Annotated in this window: 16 protein-coding genes and 1 pseudogene; 6 read left to right on the forward strand and 11 right to left on the reverse strand. The window is 74.4% G+C overall.

Annotation, left to right across the window (positions count from 1 at the left end):
- Positions 1-26: 26 nt before the first annotated feature.
- From fabG to WQ56_RS15910, 9 genes and pseudogenes are all read right to left on the reverse strand, one after another.
- A complete protein-coding gene (fabG, locus tag WQ56_RS15870) occupies positions 27-773 on the reverse strand; it encodes a 3-oxoacyl-ACP reductase FabG (RefSeq protein ID WP_047138118.1) in 747 nt (248 codons plus the stop codon).
- 120 nt (positions 774-893) lie between these two features.
- Positions 894-1,326 (reverse strand): annotated as a pseudogene (locus WQ56_RS15875) (phosphotransferase).
- Positions 1,327-1,328: 2 nt separating this feature from the next.
- Positions 1,329-3,734, reverse strand: coding sequence for an MMPL family transporter (locus tag WQ56_RS15880; RefSeq protein WP_231583441.1), 2,406 nt, complete (start codon positions 3,732-3,734; stop codon positions 1,329-1,331).
- Positions 3,731-4,426 (reverse strand): LolA-related protein, encoded by a 696-nt coding sequence (locus WQ56_RS15885; protein ID WP_231583442.1) that lies wholly within the window; start codon positions 4,424-4,426, stop codon positions 3,731-3,733. Before WQ56_RS15885 ends, WQ56_RS15880 begins: the two co-directional genes overlap by 4 nt.
- Complete coding sequence (locus WQ56_RS15890; protein ID WP_082132474.1) at positions 4,383-5,363, reverse strand: acyltransferase; 981 nt, start codon at positions 5,361-5,363, stop codon at positions 4,383-4,385. Before WQ56_RS15890 ends, WQ56_RS15885 begins: the two co-directional genes overlap by 44 nt.
- Positions 5,360-5,671 carry a dehydratase gene (locus WQ56_RS15895; protein ID WP_047138119.1) on the reverse strand — a complete coding sequence of 104 codons (312 nt, stop codon included), beginning with the start codon at positions 5,669-5,671 and terminating at the stop codon, positions 5,360-5,362. The genes WQ56_RS15890 and WQ56_RS15895 overlap by 4 nt, the downstream gene beginning before the upstream one ends.
- Before the next feature lie 3 nt (positions 5,672-5,674).
- Positions 5,675-6,388 carry a lysophospholipid acyltransferase family protein gene (locus WQ56_RS15900; RefSeq protein ID WP_047138132.1) on the reverse strand — a complete coding sequence of 238 codons (714 nt, stop codon included), beginning with the start codon at positions 6,386-6,388 and terminating at the stop codon, positions 5,675-5,677.
- Between the two features lie 110 nt (positions 6,389-6,498).
- Positions 6,499-7,182 (reverse strand): hypothetical protein, encoded by a 684-nt coding sequence (locus WQ56_RS15905; protein ID WP_047138120.1) that lies wholly within the window; start codon positions 7,180-7,182, stop codon positions 6,499-6,501.
- Positions 7,179-7,448, reverse strand: coding sequence for a phosphopantetheine-binding protein (locus tag WQ56_RS15910; protein WP_047138133.1), 270 nt, complete (start codon positions 7,446-7,448; stop codon positions 7,179-7,181). The genes WQ56_RS15905 and WQ56_RS15910 overlap by 4 nt, the downstream gene beginning before the upstream one ends.
- A gap of 132 nt (positions 7,449-7,580) precedes the next feature.
- Between WQ56_RS15910 and WQ56_RS15915 the strand changes: the two genes are divergently transcribed.
- From WQ56_RS15915 to hemB, 3 genes are all read left to right on the forward strand, one after another.
- A complete protein-coding gene (locus WQ56_RS15915) occupies positions 7,581-8,963 on the forward strand; it encodes an NAD(P)/FAD-dependent oxidoreductase (RefSeq protein ID WP_047138121.1) in 1,383 nt (460 codons plus the stop codon).
- Positions 8,960-9,991 (forward strand): pteridine-dependent deoxygenase, encoded by a 1,032-nt coding sequence (locus WQ56_RS15920; RefSeq protein WP_047138122.1) that lies wholly within the window; start codon positions 8,960-8,962, stop codon positions 9,989-9,991. The genes WQ56_RS15915 and WQ56_RS15920 overlap by 4 nt, the downstream gene beginning before the upstream one ends.
- 69 nt (positions 9,992-10,060) lie before the next feature.
- Positions 10,061-11,050 carry a porphobilinogen synthase gene (hemB, locus tag WQ56_RS15925; protein WP_047138123.1) on the forward strand — a complete coding sequence of 330 codons (990 nt, stop codon included), beginning with the start codon at positions 10,061-10,063 and terminating at the stop codon, positions 11,048-11,050.
- Between the two features lie 45 nt (positions 11,051-11,095).
- Here the strand turns inward: hemB and WQ56_RS19450 are convergent, their stop codons facing one another.
- Entirely contained in the window at positions 11,096-13,561 is a 2,466-nt protein-coding gene (locus tag WQ56_RS19450; RefSeq protein ID WP_052773057.1) for a S8 family serine peptidase, read from the reverse strand.
- 258 nt (positions 13,562-13,819) lie between these two features.
- Here WQ56_RS19450 and aroE point away from each other — a divergent pair, with 258 nt between their 5' ends.
- Genes aroE through WQ56_RS15945 form a run of 3 tightly spaced genes read left to right on the forward strand, consistent with a single transcriptional unit; the run spans position 13,820 to position 15,280 of the window.
- The gene (gene aroE / locus WQ56_RS15935; RefSeq protein ID WP_047138124.1) at positions 13,820-14,668 is read left to right on the forward strand and encodes a shikimate dehydrogenase; all 849 of its coding nucleotides are present in this window, start codon (positions 13,820-13,822) and stop codon (positions 14,666-14,668) included.
- Positions 14,669-14,678: 10 nt separating this feature from the next.
- Entirely contained in the window at positions 14,679-15,014 is a 336-nt protein-coding gene (locus WQ56_RS15940) for a hypothetical protein (RefSeq protein WP_047138125.1), read from the forward strand.
- An 11-nt stretch (positions 15,015-15,025) separates the two neighbouring features.
- Complete coding sequence (locus WQ56_RS15945) at positions 15,026-15,280, forward strand: YkgJ family cysteine cluster protein (protein ID WP_047138126.1); 255 nt, start codon at positions 15,026-15,028, stop codon at positions 15,278-15,280.
- 4 nt (positions 15,281-15,284) lie between these two features.
- On the opposite strand, the gene WQ56_RS15950 is transcribed toward WQ56_RS15945, so the two are convergent.
- Complete coding sequence (locus WQ56_RS15950; protein ID WP_047138127.1) at positions 15,285-16,916, reverse strand: Na+/H+ antiporter; 1,632 nt, start codon at positions 16,914-16,916, stop codon at positions 15,285-15,287.
- Positions 16,917-17,051 lie beyond the last annotated feature (135 nt).

Below are 17,051 nucleotides of genomic sequence, written 5' to 3' on the forward strand. Positions count from 1 at the left end.
ATCGGGGTCGCGCGCCGCGACCGCGGTCAGCCCATCGCGCCGTTGACGCCGATCACCTGTCCGTTGACGTAGCCGGCCGCGTCCGAGCACAGGAAGCCGACCAGCGCGGCGACCTCGTCGGGCGTGCCGGCGCGCGCGGCGGGCACGATCTGCTTGATCATCTCGTCGGGAAACGCGTCCTGCGCCATGCTGCCGGCGATCACGCCGGGCGCGACGACGTTCACGGCGATGCCGCGGCTGGCCATCTCGCGGGCCAGCGACTTCGACGCACCGTGCAGCGCCGCCTTCGCCGCGGCGTAGTTGGTCTGGCCACGGTTGCCGAGCACGGCCGCGACCGACGACACGCTGACGATGCGCCCCCAGCGCTTGCGCGCCATCGGCAGCAGCAGCGGCTGGGTGACGTGGAAGAAACCGTGCAGCGAGACATCGATCACCCGCTTCCACTGCGCCTCGGACATGCCGGCCATCGGCGCGTCGTCGTGGATGCCGGCGTTGTTGACGACGATCTGGATCGGGCCGGCCTCGAGCAGCGCCTCGAGCGCGCGGCGCGTGGCCTCGCCGTCGACGACGTCGAAGACCGTGGCCTCGGCACTGCCGCCGGCCTCCACGATCCCGGCCACGACCGCCTGCGCCCGCGCGCGGTTGCCGTTGGCGTGCACGATCACGTGGTACCCGTCGGCCGCGAGGCGCCGGCAGATCGCACCGCCGATATCGCCGCTGCCGCCGGTGACGAGGGCGCGCCGCGCGGGCGGCCTGGATGCGGATTCGCTCATGCGGCGATTGTACCGGCCGCGCGGCGGTGTCTCCGTAGGCGCGCGCTCGCCCGCGATGGAGCGGTCCGGTGAAAGCCACATCGCGCGCCCCCGAAAGGGGATGCAGGCACGAGCGCGCGCCTACGGAGGGGAGCCGAGCATCACCGCCGCGCGGCCTTCGGCGAGCAGTCTGCCGTCGCTTTGGATGCGGAACGCGTACTGCTGGCTGTCGTCGGACTCGACGAGGACCTCGGCGACGCAGGTCAGGTCGCCGGCGAGGTCGTCGATGCGGGCGACGTGCAGTTGCACGCCGCGCAGCGCGACCAGCATGCCCGGCCGGACCGGGCCGCCGCTGGCGCGCGCGCAGGCCGCCGTGCACCGCCATCGCCTGTGCGCCGTACTCGCACAGGTGCAGCGCGCGCAGCCGGCCGTCGCTGCGCAGGGGGTGGTCCGGGTCGCGGTGGCTGGCGCTGCGCAACGTCACGGTGGCCGCGTCCCAGGCCACGACCGCGTCCCACAGGCACATCGCGCCCTGGTGCGGAATCATCGAGAGGATCGTGTCGCGATCGATCATGGTCATGTGGCCGGCTCCGGTTCGGCGCGTGCGGCCGCGATCGTCGCGCGATGGCGCGCGACCAGCAGCGACAGCACGAAGTTGCACACCACGCCCAGCGCGACGGTGCTGCCGATCGCGCGCAGCACCGGGATCGACGACAGCGCCAGCAGGCTGAAGACCAGCAGCGTCATCAGGCTGCAGACCACGATCGCGTGCAGCGTGCGGATCTGGTCGTCGCGGTCCTGCCCGGCGTGCTCGAAGAACAGCGCGTAGTCGAGCCCGAGCCCCGCGGCCAGGATCAGCGCGACCAGGTGGAACAGCGTTAATTCCACGCCGGCCAGCCGCAGCACCGCGACCACGACCAGCAGCGTGAGCAGCGTCGGCAGCAGCACCCGCCAGACGCGGCGCGGGCTGCGCAGCGCGATCCACACCGTGCCCACCAGCAGCACCAGCGCGACCGCCATCGCGGCGAGCACGCGGCCGCGGTACTCGACGACCAGCGATTCGGACGCGGCCTTCATGTCGAGCAGGCGCACGTCGACCCCGGGCGCGCGCGCCTGCGCGGCGAGCGCGTCGAGGTCGGACGGCGCGTCGAGGCCGCTGAGCGAGACCAGCGCGGTCGTGCGGCCGTCGCGCTCGAGCAGCAGGCCCGAGACCGCGGTCGCCAGCGGCGAGCCCGCGAGGTCCTCGCGGGTCAGCGGCGGCGCCGCCTTCGCGCGTGCGACGTCCTCGACGAACGGCTCGAACGCGTCGTCGTTGAATGCCGAACCGGCGAGCGCGTCGGCGAGCATCGCGCGCAGCGCCGCGGTGTCGGGCAGCGCGGCCTGGCGGGCGCGCTGCACGTCGGCACCCGGCAGGTAGCGCGCGGCCATGTCGTAGCCGTCGAGCCGACCGCCGGCCACCAGCGCGTCGAGCGCCGGGCGCAGCGCCGCGGTCGCGGCCAGCGCCGCGTCGCGGTCGGCCGCCTGCGCGACGAGCACGTAGCGCACGTCGGGCGCGCCGAGTTCGGCGCGCAGCTCGGCGTCGCGCTGCATCGAGGCCGGATCGACCGGCGTCAGCTTCGACAGGTCGTTCTGCCAGGTCGCGCCGGGCGCGAACGCGATCGCCAGGACCGCGGCCAGCGCCAGCACCGCCAGCGACCAGGTCGGCCGCGGCAGTGCCTCGATCCGGTGCCACAGCCGCTGCAGCCGCACCGACCCGGCGATGTCCGGCGGCGCCGGATCGACGAGGCCGGGCAGCAGGTAGCGCGTGGCGAGCGCGGCGATGGCGAGCGCGGCGATCGTGAACACCGCGAGCTGGCGCAGGCCATCGACGCCGGAGAACAGGAACGTCGCGTAGGCGATGCAGGTCGCGACCACGCCGGTCGACAGCGCCGGCCACAGCCCGCGCACGTTGCGCCACGGCGACAGGCCGGCGCGCTGATGGCTGAAGAAGTGGATCGGGTAGTCCTGCACCACGCCGATCAGCGTGAACCCGAACGCGATCGTGATGCCATGCACGCCGCCAGGAAACAGCAGCGCGACCGCGGTCAATCCGCCGATGCCGGCGCTGGCCAGCGGCAGCACGCCCAGCAGCGGCAGCTTCCAGCTGCGGTAGGCGACGAGCAGCAGCAGCACCAGGCCGGTCGTGTCGACCAGGCCGATGCGCTGCGCCTCGCCCTGGGTCCGGCTGCCGATGTCGACCGAGAACGCGCCCGGGCCGACGACCTCGAGCGTGGCGTCGCCGCCCGCCGCCTGCCGCGCGAAGGTGTCGCGGATCGTGCCGACCGCGTCGAGCTGGCCGGTCGGGTCGAAACCGGCCGCGCGCGTCTCGACCAGCAACAGCGCCTGCGCGCCGGCGCGGTCGAACCAGACCTCGTGCAGCCGCTGCGGCGCACCGGCCGGCTGCCAGGCCTCGGCCAGCGCCAGCACCTCGAGGGTCGGATCGGCGGGCAGCAGCGGCTCGACCAGCCCGGCGGCCGGCGAGCCGAGATCCTGCAGCCGCGCATCGAACGCGTCGCGCAGCGCGTCGGCGTCGAGCGGCGCGGCGTCGAACGTCGGCGTCAGCAGGTAGCGGTACGGCAGCAGACGCTCGGGGAACCCGTCGAGCCCCGCCTCGCCGCCGTTGGCGACGAGCGTGAAGCGGGCATCGCCGGCGAGCGCGTCTTGCAGCGCGTGCGAGCGCGCGGCCAGCGCCTCGGGCGCCTCGCCCGAGATCGCCAGCATCAGCAGGCGCGAGCCGGGCCCGTCGCCCAACTCCTCCATCAGCAGGCGCTGTTCGGGCGTGCGCGCATCGGGCAGGAAACGGCGCAGGTCGCCGCTGAATTCCAGCGTCGCCCCGGCCACCCAGCCCAGCGCGAGCAGCACCAGCAGCCAGGCGACCGCCAGTGCCAGGCGCAGGCGCGGGCGCTGCAGCAGCCGGTCGCGCAAGCCCGGGCGCGCGCTCAACGCGGCACGTCGTGGCACAGCCGCTGCGCGGCCTCGGGCGTCTCGATCCCGGCCGCGGCGGTGGCCGCGCCGCCCAGCAGCGTCGGCTGCGGCTCGCCCTGCTTCGGGCGCGTCTCGATGCAGCGCAGCTCGGCGTCGCGGCCGCGCAGCACGATGCCGGCCACGCGGCCGGCGGTGCGCGGATCGCGCGGGGTCAGCGTCAGCGTCCAGTCGGCGGGCACGCCGTCGGCCTCGAGCGCGTACAGCGTCTCGAGCGCCTTGCGGTCGCCGGCCAGCAGCGCGCCGAAGCTGCCCTGCAGCGCGGCGAGTTCGGGCACGCGCGACAGCGAGAACGTGCGCGGCGCGCGGCCCTCGCGCGCGATCGTCGCCTCGCCTGCGCGGATCGTCGTGGTCTCGGCGTACGGGCTGCGCACCTCGCGCACCAGGGTGTCGGCATCGGGGCGGCGGTACTCGCCGGCCAGCGTCAGCGGCCGCTTGAGCATCGACGAGGTGCGCAGCTCGACGAACGGGGTCGCGCTCGCGCCCGCCTGGGTCAGCCGCTGCAGGATCCAGTCGGCATCGACGCTGCGCGGCGACGCCGCCGCGGGGGCGGGCACGCGGTCGCGCGACGGGTCGGCCCGCAGCGGCGCCGGGTGCGCCTGGGCCGCGTCAGCGGTCTGCGCCGCGCTCCATGCCGGGGCCGCCAGCAGCATCGCCAGCAGCAGGCAGGGACCCGGCCACGGGCGCGCGGGGGTCGCGTTTCCAGAAGTCATAGAAATTGAACCAGTTGTAGGGAGCGCTGCGCGCATGATGCTCCAGCCGCGCCGCGTAACGGCGGATGAGCGCGGCCACGCCGGCCTGGCGCTCGCGCCGCGGCAGGTCGATGCCGTCGCTGAAGGGCTCGAACACCAGGTCGTAGCGGTTGCCGCCACGGTACAGGCCGAAGGCCAGCATCACCGGCACCTTCAGTACCGCCGCCAGCAGCCACGGCGCCACCGGGAACTGCGCCGGTGCACCGAGGAACGGCACCTCGAGCGTGGCGCCGCCCTCCTGGCTGCGGTCGACCAGCAACGCCACCATGGCGCCCTGCCCCAGCGCCTCCTGGATCGCCAGCGCGACCGACGGGCCGTCGGCGCCGGCGTCGATCACGGTCGCGGCGACCTCGGGGTTGAGCGCCTCGAGCAGCTCGGTCACCGCACGCCCGTGGGCGCGGTCGAGCACGACCCGGATCGGGGTCTGCGGGCGCTGCCGCGCGAGCACGCGCAGCACTTCGAAGCTGCCCAGGTGCGAGCCGAACAGCAGCACGCCGCGGCCGGCCTCGAGGTGGGCGTGCAGCGCCTCGAGCCCCTCGGTGCGCACGTCGAAGCGGCGCGTCGACTCGCTGAGCAGGAACAGCCGGTCGAGGATCGTCGCGGCGAAGGTGTGGACGTGGCGCGCGACCTCGGCCAGCGTCGCCGGGCGGCCGAACACGCGTGTGAGATAGGCCCGCGAGTCGCGCCGTTCCGCGCCGCGGCGCAGCAGGAAGTACAGCGTGATCGGATGCAGCAGCGCGCGCGCCGGGGCACGCCCGCAGTGGCTGGCGATCCCGCGGATCAGCGACAGCGCGAACCGCCCGCCGCCCTCGCGGCGGCGCTTCCACTCGCTGCTCATGCCCGGGCCGGCTGGCCGGCGGCGATCTCGCCCGAGGCGAGCAGAGTGCCGTCGCGCTCGACCCGGAAGCGCCAGCGCGGCGCCTGCCCCGGCAACGGCTCGAACGCGATCGCGGCCGCCTGGCCCGGCAGCAGCGGCTGCACGAACTTCACCTGCGGCAGCCGCAGCGCGCCCAGCGGACCGTGCTGCGCCTCGATCGCGGCGACCACGCGGTCGAGGACGACGACGCCCGGCACCACCGGCCGGCCGGGGAAATGCCCGGGCAGGCAGGGATGGTCCGCCTCGACGGCGAAGCCGGTCGCGGCCATGGACTAGCGCCCGCCCAGCATCGCGGTGACCGCGTCCCGGGCCTCGCGCGCGAGCGCCTGGCGGCCGGCGGCGCCGCTGCGGCCGGCCACCGGGATCGGCTGGCCGACCACCGCGCGCATCGGCCCGCGGCGCACGCGGAAGAAACCGCTGACCGGCAGCACCGCGCCGGTGCCGTGCAGCGCGACCGGCAGCACGTCGACGCCGGCATCGATCGCGGCCTGGAACGAGCCGGACTTGAACTCGCCCAGCCGGCCGTCGCGCGAACGCGTGCCCTCGGGGAACAGGCACAGCGCGTGGCCCGCGCCCAGCACCTGCGCGACCTGGCGCCGCAGTTGCGGGCCGGCGCGGCGGTCGTCGCGGCTGATGAACAGCATGCCGGTCGCGCGGGCGTAGAGATTGAGGAACGGCACCCGGCGCATCTCCTCCTTGAGCAGGAAGCGCAGCGGCACCGGCACCGCCATGAACAGCACGCAGATGTCGAGCAGCGACTCGTGGTTGGCCACCACCAGGTACGGCCGCGACCAGTCGACCGCGTCGGCGCCTTCGACCGTCAGCCCGCCCGCCGGACCGACCAGGCCGGGCGCCCAGCGCGTGCGGGCCATGTCCAGCGCGAGCCCGCTGCGGCCGGTGACCGCCTGCAGGCACAGGGCCACGGTGATCCAGCCCGCCGTCCATAGCAGGGTGAACAGGAACTCCAGCGCGTTCAACGCGAGCATCGGCAGCGCGGTGATCGCCAGCGTGCCGGGTTCGGCGCGGGTCTGTCGGTATTCCATCGGACCATTAGGATACTGGCGATCCGGCCCCCGAGCGCGTCCACGGCGCCGATTCAGCGCAGCAGGTCGCGCCAGAACACCGGCCCGAGCCCGGCCAGCTTGCGCAGGAAGTCCGCGAAGCTGTGGTAGCGCCCGGGGAAGCGCCGCTTGCGGACCATGAACTCGACGGCGAAGAACCCGCCGATCACGCCGTAGTTGAGCACGTTGGCGAACCAGGACCACTGCTCGCGGGTGATCGGCCAGGGCGAGGCGATGCCCAGGCTCTCGAGCAGGCCGCCGGGGCTGGCGAGCAGCGCCAGCAGCAGGTTGGCCGCCGCCATCGCCACCAGCACCGCCGCCCAGGCCGCGGTCAGCGTCCGGGTGTAGCGCCGCAGCTCCGGGGCGATGTCCTGCACGGCGCCGCCCTCGATCCCGGCGACGATCCGGGTGATCAGCGGCTCGGTGCCGGGCCGCAGCGTCCGCGCGAAGATCCACGCGATCGCCAGCACGAACACCACCGGCACCAGCAGCAGCGGCAGCGCGACGTGGCCGGCGGCGTACAGCGCCCAGGCGCCCCAGGCGGCCAGCGGCAGCGCGGCGAACGCCCAGGGTCGCCGGTGCAGCAGCGGCTCGACCAGCAGCATCGCGATCAGCAGGCCCAGCGCGGCCAGCGCGCAGCCGTCGTGCTGCCACGCGCTGGCCAGGTGGGCGAGGACCGCGTAGCCCAGCGCCAGCAGCAGCTGCAGCAGCGCGATCAAGTGGTGCGGTGCTGCTCGACGTGGGCCGACAGCGCCCGCAGCGAGGCGAAGATCCGGCGGTTCTCGTCGTTGTCCGAGCGCAGCTGGAAGCCGTAGCGCTTGCTCACCGCCAGCGCCAGTTCCAGCGCGTCGATCGAGTCCAGGCCCAGCCCGGCATTGAACAGCGGCGCCTCGGGATCGATGTCGCCCGGCTGGACGTCCTCCAGGTTCAGGCTCTCGACCAGCAGCTGCGCGAGCGCGCGCCCGGCCTCGTTTTGTGCGGACATGCAGGCTTCCATCGGTGGGCAGGCCGCCACGATCCGGCATCGGGCCGAGCGGCGCAAGCGCGGCGGGGCGCTGCGGGCCGCCGCACGGGCTTCCGCTATGATGCGCGCCTGCACTTTCGACCGTTCTCCAGGATGAGCCCCGCCCCGACCGTTGCCGCAGCCCCCGTCCCCGACGCCCTCGCCCGGCAGGTCGACGTGGTCGTGATCGGCGGTGGGCCGGCCGGCAGCACCGCCGCGGCCCTGCTCGCGCGTGCCGGCCACCAGGTGGTCGTGCTGGAGAAGGACGCCCACCCCCGGTTCCACATCGGCGAGTCGCTGCTGCCGATGAACATGCCGATCCTCGAGGAGCTGGGCGTGCTCGACCAGGTCCGCGCGATCGGCGTGCACAAGGCGGGGGCCGACTTCCCGCTGCCGGGCGATGCCGGCGGCAGCCACGTGTTCCGCTTCACCCGCGCGCTCGACCCGCGCCACGACTACGCGGTGCACGTGCGCCGCGACCAGTTCGACCAGCTGCTGTTCGAGCACGCGCGCGCCTGCGGCGCCGACGTGCGCGAACGCACGCGTGCGGTACACGTGGCCTTCGGCGCCGACGGCCGGCCCGATCGGGTCGACGCGGTCGCCGCCGACGGCAGCGCGCTCGCGCTGCGCCCGCGCTACCTGATCGACGCCAGCGGCCGCGACACGATGGTCGCGTCGCAGCGCCGCTTCAAGCGCAGGAATCCCGCGCACCAGTCCGCCGCGCTGTTCAGCCATTTCCGCGGCGTCGCCCGCCAGCCCGGTGCCGACGCCGGCAACATCACGATCGCGCGCTTCGAGCACGGCTGGTTCTGGCTGATCCCGCTGCCCGACGACGTGATGAGCGTGGGCGCGGTGTGCCTGCCCGAGTACCTGCGCCAGCGCAGCGCCGACGGCGGCCGCATCGACAACGAGACCCTGTTGATGCGCACGCTCGAGGCCAACCCGGCGGTGCGCGCGCGCATGCGCGGCGCCGAGCGCATCGCCCCGGTCCACGCGACCGGCAACTATTCGTACGCGTCCACGCGCATGGCCGGGCCGGGCTGGATCCTCATCGGCGATGCATACGCGTTCGTCGACCCGATCTTCTCGTCCGGGGTCTATCTGGCGATGGACGGCGCCCGCCGGGCCGCCGCGCTGGTCGACGCGTCGCTGCGCGCGCCCGCGCGCGAGGCCGGGCTGCAGCGCGCGATGCAGGCGCGGCTCGAGCGCGGGCTGCGGCATTTCACGTGGTTCATCTATCGCTTCAACACGCCGGTCATGCAGCGGCTGTTCTCGGCGCCCCGCAACGATCTGCAACTGGAGCAAGCGGTGATCTCGATGCTGGCCGGAGACGTCTTCGACAATGCCGCGGTGCGCTGGCGGCTGTACGTGTTCCGCCTGATCTACGCGCTCAACGCGATCGCGATCGCGCCGCAGGCGCTGCGCGGCTGGCGCACGCGGCGGCGTCAGGCGCGCGTCGCCTTCCGCGGCGACACGCTGCACGGAGGCAACCCGTGAGCGTTCCTGCGCCGCTGCCGCCGCAGCCGTTGCCGCGGCTGCGCGTGGAGTACGTGCACGGCCAGGACCCGGCGCGGCTGCTGGCCCAGCCCGACGTGCTCGCTGCGTTCGGCTTCGGCGACGGCGCGCCGCGGATCGACGACCCGCGCTGGTTGCGCGTGCCGCTGCAGCCGCACGGCGCTGCGCCGGTCGAGGTCTGGCACGCGCATGCGCCGGTGCGCAGCGGGCGCGACGGCGAGATCGCCTGGTCGACCGACGGCGAACTGCTGTTCGGCGCGATCGAGGTCGACGAGCCCGCCGGCCACACCGGCGACGGCGACCACAGCGGCATCCTGCTGGCCGCCGAGCACGCCTACCGCCAGCTCACGCGCTTCGTCGAGGCCGGTGACCATCCGCACCTGCTGCGGATCTGGAACTACCTCGACGCGATCACCCAGGGCGACGGCGACGCGGAGCGCTACCGCCAGTTCTGCATCGGCCGCGCCCGCGGCCTGGGCAGTTTCGACACCTCGCATCTGCCGGCCGCGACCGCGATCGGCCGCTGCGACGCCGCGCGCACGATCCAGATCTACTGGCTGGCCGCGCGCGTGCCGGGCACGCCGGTGGAGAACCCGCGCCAGGTCAGCGCCTACCGCTATCCGCGCCAGTACGGGCCGCAGGCGCCGAGCTTCGCGCGCGCGATGCTGCCGCCCGACGACAGCCCGATGCCGCTGATGCTCTCGGGCACGGCCAGCGTCGTCGGCCACGCCTCGCTGCACGAGGGCGAGCTGCTGGCCCAGCTCGACGAGACGTTCGCCAACTTCGACGCGCTGATCGGATCGGCGCGCCAGCGCCGCCCGGCGCTGCCGGCGGCGTTCGGCGCCGGCTCGCGGCTGAAGGTCTACGTGCGCGATACCGAGGATCTGCCGGTCGTGGCCGACGCGCTCGAGGCCCGCTTCGGCGACGACGTGCCGCGCGTGGTGCTGCACGCGGCGATCTGCCGGCGCGAACTGGCGGTCGAGATCGACGGCGTCCACGACATCGGCTGAGCGCGCCGATCGCGCGGCTGCGACCCGGTGTCGCAGGGCCCGCGCCGGGGGCGGGCGTAGAATCGCCGCATGATCAGACTCGATACCCGCATGCGGCGGATGCGCCGCGACGACTTCTCGCGCCGGCTGATGCGCGAATCCACGCTCACCGCCGACGACCTGATCTACCCGGTCTTCGTGCACGAGGCCGACGGGCGCGCGGCGGTGCCGTCGATGCCCGGCGTCGAGCGCCTGTCGATCGACGCGCTGCTGCGCGTGGCCGAGACCGCGAGCGAGCTGCGCGTGCCGGCGCTGGCGCTGTTCCCGGTCACCGCGCCCGAGGCCAAGTCGCTCGACGCCGCCGCGGCCTGGGACGATGCGGGCCTGTGCCAGCGCGCGGTGCGCGCGATCAAGGCGCGCTTCCCGGAGCTGGGCGTGATCACCGACGTCGCGCTCGACCCCTACACCACGCACGGCCAGGACGGCATCGTCGACGAGGCCGGCTACGTGCTCAACGACGTGACCGTCGAGGCGCTGGTGCGCCAGGCGCTGTCGCACGCCCATGCCGGCGCCGACATCGTCGCGCCCAGCGACATGATGGATGGGCGCGTCAAAGCGATCCGCACCGCGTTCGAGGCCGACGCGCACGTGCACGTGCGCATCCTCGCCTACGCGGCCAAGTACGCGAGCGCGTTCTATGGCCCGTTCCGCGACGCGGTCGGTTCGGCCGGCGCGCTGGGCAAGGCCGACAAGGCGACCTACCAGATGGACCCGGGCAACTCGGACGAGGCGATGCGCGAGATCGCGCAGGATCTCGACGAGGGCGCGGACATGGTCATGGTCAAGCCCGGCATGCCGTACCTGGACATCGTGCGCCGCGCCAAGACCGAGTTCGCGGTGCCGGTGTTCGCCTACCAGGTCAGCGGCGAGTACGCGATGCTCAAGGCGGCCGCGGCCAACGGCTGGCTCGACGAGCGCAAGTGCGTGCTCGAATCGCTGCTCGGCTTCAAGCGCGCCGGCGCCGACGGCGTGCTGACCTACTTCGCCCTCGACGCCGCCCGCTGGCTGCGCGAAGGCTGATCCCCTGCGCCGGCCTCCCCCGCGGACGGGGGAGGCGGCGTTGCCTCAGTTGGCCTGACGGGCCACCGCGACCGGAAGCGTCAGCGGCGTGCGCTGCGGACCCAGCGCGCCACCGACCGGCTCGAGCGTGACCTGCCCGAAGCGCCAGCTGCCGTCGGCCGGCAGGCTGCGCGCATCGACCGTGATCCGCACGCTGACGCTGGCGCCGGCCGGCACCCGCAGCTGCGCGGGCACGGCCGTCGCCGCGACGCCGTCGAAGCGCACCCGCCAGGTCGAGGCCGTGGCGTGCGGATTGCGGAACGTGCGCACGAAGCTGCAGGTGGTCTGGCAGTTGCGGTTGGCCAAGCCCGGCTGGTTGAGGTTGACGACGTCGCCGCCCTGCGCCGGATTGGCCGCCAGGTAGCGCGCGCCGGTCTCGTGCATCACCAGGCCGGCCTCGGCCGCGCGGTCGACGCGGATGCGGCCGCTGCCGCGGTCGAACGGCGTGCCCGGCGTGACCTCGTCCTCGGTGTACACCAGGGTCTTGGCGGTCAGCGCCAGCGCCGACTTGATCTCGGGCACCGACCAGTCCGGCCGCGCCTGGCGCAGCAGCGCGGCGGCACCGGCGTGGTGCGGCGAGGCCATCGAGGTGCCGTTCATCAGGCCCAGCGCGTTCTCGTACCCGGTGATGGTCTCGCCGGCCACCGTGGCCAGGATCGACACGCCGGGCGCGACCAGGTCGGGCTTGAGCAGGTTGAAGGTGCCGGCCGGACCGCGCGAGCTGAAGTCGCCGAGCGCATCGGGCACGTTGGGCGTGGGCAGCGGCGGGTAGCCGATCCCGGCGGTGGCATCGGGCCGCGTCGCCGCGAAGTCGCGCAGCGCGTCGCCCTCGGCCTGGGTCACCGAGAACACCGGCACCGTCGCGCCCGGCACCGACGGCACCAGCCCGCCCGGGGCGTTGTTGGCGATCAGCACCGCGACCGCGCCGGCCGCTGCCGCGTTGGCGGCCTTGTCGGCGAACGGGCAGGTGCCGCGGCGCACGACCGCGATCGCGTTCTGGAACGTGCCCGGGGCATAGGCGGTGCAGCCGTCGGCGCCGCCGTCGATGCCGGCGCTGACGCGCAGCCGCGTCGTGCCCGGGATCGTCGTGGTGTGCGGCGTGCCGCCGCTGCCCTCGGTCAGCAGCACCAGCGACAGCGGCTCGGGCACCGGCGCCGGACCGGTGACCTGCAGCGGGGCCGCGAACACGCCGCGGCCGTGCTGGGCCGCGCCGGTCGAGGCGACCCAGGGCTCGAGGTGGCCCATGCTGTTGGCCGCCGGGCCGCTGTTGCCGGCCGAGGCCGCGACGTAGATGCCGGCCTCGCTCGCCGACAGGAACGCCAGCGAGACCGCCTCGCTCCACGGCTGGCCGCCGCCGCCGACCGAGTAGTTGATGACGTCGACGATGCCGTCGGCGATCGCCTGCTCGACCGCCGCGACGGCCGAGACGTTCGGACACAGGCCCAGGCCGTCCGACAGCCGCGTGTAGCAGATGTCGAAGGCGACGATGTTCGCGCGCGGCGCCACGCCGGAGATCGCGCGCGAGTTGCCGCTGAAGACCACGTTGCGGCGGTTGCCGGCGGCCGTGGATGCGACATGGCTGCCGTGGCTGTTGGTGTCGCCGAAACCGGGCTCCTCGCGGATGCCTTCGCGGCCGCAGGTCAGCCCCGGCGCCTCGCAGACGAAGTCGTAGCCGCCGATGAGCTTGTCGTTGCAGCGGCCGGCATCGATGCCGCCGGGCGCGCAGGTGCCCAGGTACGTGCCGCTGCCGAGCGGGTTGACGTGGACGTAGCCGTCGACCGGGTCGACCGCGGAGAACGACGGCGCGCCGAAGTTGATGCCCGAGTCGAGGATGCCCACGACCACGCCCTCGCCCTGCAGCGCCCCCAGGCCCCCGATCGTCCCGTTCCACAGTGCCGGCGCGCCGATCAGGCCGGGCCCGGTGTCGGTGTCGAGCGCGTACTCGCGATAGGGCTCGACGAAGCGCACGTCGCTGCGCGCGGCGACCTTCGCCGCCTCGGCGGGCGCGAGTTCGACGACCAGGCCGTTGATCGCGTGCTGCATCCGGCGCTCGACCCGCAGCGGCCGGCCGAGATCCAGCGCGATGCCGCTCTCGACCTCGCGCTGGCGGCGCTGCAGGTAGCCGACGTAGCTGCGCGCCGGGGCGCTGCGCACGTCCAGGCGCTGGGTGTCGCGACGCTTGGCCGGGGCGGCGAGCCCGGCGACGCCGCCTGCGTAGCCGGCGAGCGCCGGGTCGTCGAGCACGACGATGTAGCGGCCGGGGTCCTGCGCGACGGGCGCCGCAGACGGCCCCCGCGGCGCGGCGGCCGCGGCGACGGGGGCGGCGCCGAGCAGCGCGCCGACGCCCTGCCGGGCCGAGTCGATGGCCTGCCGGGCGGCGGGTGCCGTGGACGGCAGCACGGTACTGGCCGCCGCGACGGCGACGGCGCCGAGCAGGACCGAGGCCCCGCCGATGGTGCGGATACGTGACATGCGAAAGACTCCCCTCTTCAGATGACGGTGTTCCACCGGGTGCACGCCGGGCGCGTGCGGCTTCGCTGCCGTCCCCGCCCGACCATGTCGCTGCCGCCGCGTTCCCCCTGGCCCGCCGCGTCGCACTGCGTCCGGCTCCGTGTATACCGCGTCCGGGCCGTGCCCGCATCCCCCGGGGGCTGGCCGGATCGCCACGTCCGCGCGCTGCCCGCTAGACTCGTGCCGCGCCGGTCGGGCGCGCCGTCGCCCGGAGTCGCCATGTCGCGCAGTGCCCGTTACGCCGTCTTCGGCCATCCGGTCGCCCATTCACTGTCGCCGCGCATCCACGCCGCGTTCGGCGACCAGACCGGTATCGCGGTCGACTATGCCGCGATCGATGCCGCGCCCGGCGCCTTCGCCGACGCGCCCGCGGACTTCGCCGGTTCGGGCGGGGATGGCGCCAACGTGACGCTGCCGCACAAGGAGGCCGCGTTCGCGCTGGCGAACACGCGGTCGGACCGGGCGCAGCGCGCCGGTGCCGTCAACACGCTGGTGCGCCGCGGCGGGACCTGGCACGGCGACAACACCGACGGCGCGGGCCTGGTCCGCGACCTGACCGACCGCCACGGGCTCGACCGGCGCGGCCGGCGCACGCTGCTGATCGGCGCCGGTGGCGCGGCAAGGGGTGTCGCCGGGGCGCTGCTGGACGCCGGCGTCGACGGCCTGACGATCGTCAACCGCACCCCCGAGCGCGCCGACGCGCTGGCCGACGCGCTCGGCGAGCCCGGCCGCGTGCATCCGCGCTACCTGGAGCGGGTCGGCGAGTCGGGCGAGTTCGACCTGATCGTCAACGCCACCTCGGCCGGCCGCGGCGGCGCAGTCCCCGCACTGCCGCGCGCGCTGGTGGGCATGCGCACCGCGGCCGTCGACCTCAACTACGGCGAGGCCTCGGTGCCGTTCCTGGCCTGGGCCCGCGCCCACGGCGTGCGCGAGGCGATCGACGGGCTCGGCATGCTGGTCGAGCAGGCCGCCGAGAGCTTCGCGCTGTGGCACGGCGTGCGGCCGGAAACCGACCCGGTGTTCGACGCACTGCAGGCGCGCAACGCCGCGCTGGTCAGCGCGGACTGAGGGCCGGACGATGAACGCCGACGACCTGCTGATGCTGCTCCTCGGCCAGCTCCCGGGCCGGCTGCCGCTGCTGATCGCTCTCGTCGTGGCGGTGGCGATGGTGCTGCGCCACCGCGCCGCCGACCCGGTCCCCGGCCGCCTGGCGCTGTGGGGCTTCGGGCTGATGCTGGCCGCCCAGCTGCTCGGCCTGTTCCTCTACCCGATGCTGCAGGCCTACATCTTCGGCGCGGGCCTGCCGCTGGGCGGCATGCGCATGCTTCACGCGGTCGCCGGACTGGGCCTGGCCGTCGTCGAGGCCGCCGCGCTGGTGCTGCTGGCGCTGGCGGTCGTGCGCCGGTCCCGCTGAGCGCCGCGTCAATGGACTGCCGTCCGGCCTGCGCTGCGTGCTGCATCGCGCCGTCGATCACCTCGCCGATCCCCGGCATGCCGCAGGGCAAGCCGGCCGGCGTGCGCTGCGTGCAGCTCGACGACGCGCTGCGCTGCCGGCTGTTCGGCCGCCCCGAGCGACCCGGGTTCTGCGCCTCGCTGCGCCCGGCCGACGACATGTGCGGCAGCTCGCGCGCCGCGGCGTTCGCGCTGCTCGACCGGCTCGAGCGCGCGACCTCCCCCTGAGCCGTCAGCGGTAGCGCGCCTCGAGCAGGTCGAGGTCGCGCACCAGGCGGCGGGCGACCTCGTCGGAGATCCGCCGGTGGCGGGCCAGACGATAGATGCACTCGCGCTCGGCACCGACCGCCGCGATGCGCAGCGCGCGCTCGGCCTCGTCGGCCCGGCGCAGTTCCGCCGCGTCGATGCCGCCGCCGGGCTCGCGGCGCAGCCGCTCCTGGTACAGCGCCATGACCCGGACCGCGGCGCTGGCGTAGAGGTCGGGATCGGCCTTCGCCGCGGGCAGCGCGTGCTGCGCCCGCTCGACCGCGGCCACCGCCGCGATCGCGCCCTCGTGCTGTGCGAGGTCCATCTCACGGTCGCCCTCGCCCTCGGCAGGTACGGTGAGCCCCTGCAGCAGCCGCGGCAACACCAGGCTGCCGAGCAACAGCGAGATCAGGATCACCGCTGCCGCCAGGAAGATCGCCAGATCCCGCGCCGGGAACGGCGAGCCGTCGCGCAGCGCCAGCGGCAGCGTCAGCACGCCGGCCAGCGTGATCGCCCCGCGCACGCCGGCCAGCGACATCGCCGCGACCAGCCGCCAGTCGGGCCGCGTCCGCCCCGACCCGCGGCGCGACAGGCCGATGCGCAGCGAGACCCAGACCCAGGCGAAGCGCAGCGCGAACAGCACGGCGTAGATCGCCAGCACGTAGACCGCCAGCCACCACGGCGCCACGTGCCCGGCCTCGCGCACCGTGGTCACCGCGCGCTCGACGATCCACGGCAGCTGCTCGCCGAGCAGCACGAAGATGATGCCGTTGAGCGAGAACTGCACCGTGTCCCAGACCGCCGCGCGCTGCACCCGCGTGGTCGCCAGCGCGCGACCGCTGAGCTCGACGTAGCTCATCGTGATGCCGGCCGCGACCGCGGCGAGGATGCCCGACGCGCCGATCTGCTCGGCCAGCAGGTAGGCGCCGAACGGCGTCAGCAGGCTGATCAGGATCGGCGTGCCCGCCTCCTCGCCGAACACGCGCGAGACCAGCGCATGCCCCCGGTTGACCGCCACCGTGACCGCCACGCCCACCGCGGCGCCCGCCAGCGCCACCCACAGGAACGTCAGCGAGGCCGACAGCAGCGAGAAACTACCGGTCAGCGCCGCGGCCACCGCGAAGCGGAAGCACACCAGGCCCGAGGCGTCGTTGAGCAGCGATTCGCCCTCCAGGATGTGCATCACCCGCGACGGGATCGGCGCGCGCGCGGCGATCGACGAGACTGCGACCGGATCGGTCGGCGAGAGGATCGCCGCCAGCGCGAACGCCACCGCCAGCGGCATCGCCGGGATCATCCAGTGGATCAGCAGCCCGGCGCCGAGCACGGTGAACACCACCAGGCCCAGCGCCAGCTGCAGGATCACGCCGCGGTCGCGGAACAGCCCGTTCTTGGGAATGCGCCAGCCGTCGAGGAACAGCAGCGGGGGCAGGAACAGCACGAAGAACAGGTGCGGATCGAGCGTCACGCCGCGCCCGAACACGCCGGCGATCGTCGCGCCCAGTGCGATCTGCACCACCGGCAGCGGCAACGGCAGCCAGCGCTGCAGCACGCGGGTCAGGTAGCCGCTGGCGACGACCGCCAGCAGCATCACCAGGACGACTTCGATCGAATGCATGGGGCGGTCAGCGGCTCGTGGCGCAGGAGTCCTCCACGATAACGCCGTCCGCGGACACGGCATATCCGGGATCGGGGGAAAGCGGACGTCACGACACCGGAATCGTCCAGGCGGGAAGCAGGTACCGGCCGGGAC

The organism is Luteimonas sp. FCS-9 (genome assembly GCF_001014645.1).
Lineage (GTDB): Bacteria > Pseudomonadota > Gammaproteobacteria > Xanthomonadales > Xanthomonadaceae > Luteimonas.

What these genes read in the sequence shown, in the direction of transcription:
- WQ56_RS15890 (WP_082132474.1), bottom strand. Translation starts at nt 5,363, where the DNA reads ATGAGCAGCGAGTGGAAGCGCCGCCGCGAGGGCGGCGGGCGGTTCGCG.
- WQ56_RS15945 (WP_047138126.1), top strand. Translation starts at nt 15,026, where the DNA reads ATGGACTGCCGTCCGGCCTGCGCTGCGTGCTGCATCGCGCCGTCGATC.
- WQ56_RS15895 (WP_047138119.1), bottom strand. Translation starts at nt 5,671, where the DNA reads ATGGCCGCGACCGGCTTCGCCGTCGAGGCGGACCATCCCTGCCTGCCC.
- fabG (WP_047138118.1), bottom strand. Translation starts at nt 773, where the DNA reads ATGAGCGAATCCGCATCCAGGCCGCCCGCGCGGCGCGCCCTCGTCACC.
- WQ56_RS15915 (WP_047138121.1), top strand. Translation starts at nt 7,581, where the DNA reads ATGAGCCCCGCCCCGACCGTTGCCGCAGCCCCCGTCCCCGACGCCCTC.
- WQ56_RS15940 (WP_047138125.1), top strand. Translation starts at nt 14,679, where the DNA reads ATGAACGCCGACGACCTGCTGATGCTGCTCCTCGGCCAGCTCCCGGGC.
- WQ56_RS19450 (WP_052773057.1), bottom strand. Translation starts at nt 13,561, where the DNA reads ATGTCACGTATCCGCACCATCGGCGGGGCCTCGGTCCTGCTCGGCGCC.
- aroE (WP_047138124.1), top strand. Translation starts at nt 13,820, where the DNA reads ATGTCGCGCAGTGCCCGTTACGCCGTCTTCGGCCATCCGGTCGCCCAT.
- WQ56_RS15950 (WP_047138127.1), bottom strand. Translation starts at nt 16,916, where the DNA reads ATGCATTCGATCGAAGTCGTCCTGGTGATGCTGCTGGCGGTCGTCGCC.
- WQ56_RS15900 (WP_047138132.1), bottom strand. Translation starts at nt 6,388, where the DNA reads ATGCTCGCGTTGAACGCGCTGGAGTTCCTGTTCACCCTGCTATGGACG.
- WQ56_RS15885 (WP_231583442.1), bottom strand. Translation starts at nt 4,426, where the DNA reads ATGCTGCTGGCGGCCCCGGCATGGAGCGCGGCGCAGACCGCTGACGCG.
- WQ56_RS15910 (WP_047138133.1), bottom strand. Translation starts at nt 7,448, where the DNA reads ATGTCCGCACAAAACGAGGCCGGGCGCGCGCTCGCGCAGCTGCTGGTC.
- hemB (WP_047138123.1), top strand. Translation starts at nt 10,061, where the DNA reads ATGATCAGACTCGATACCCGCATGCGGCGGATGCGCCGCGACGACTTC.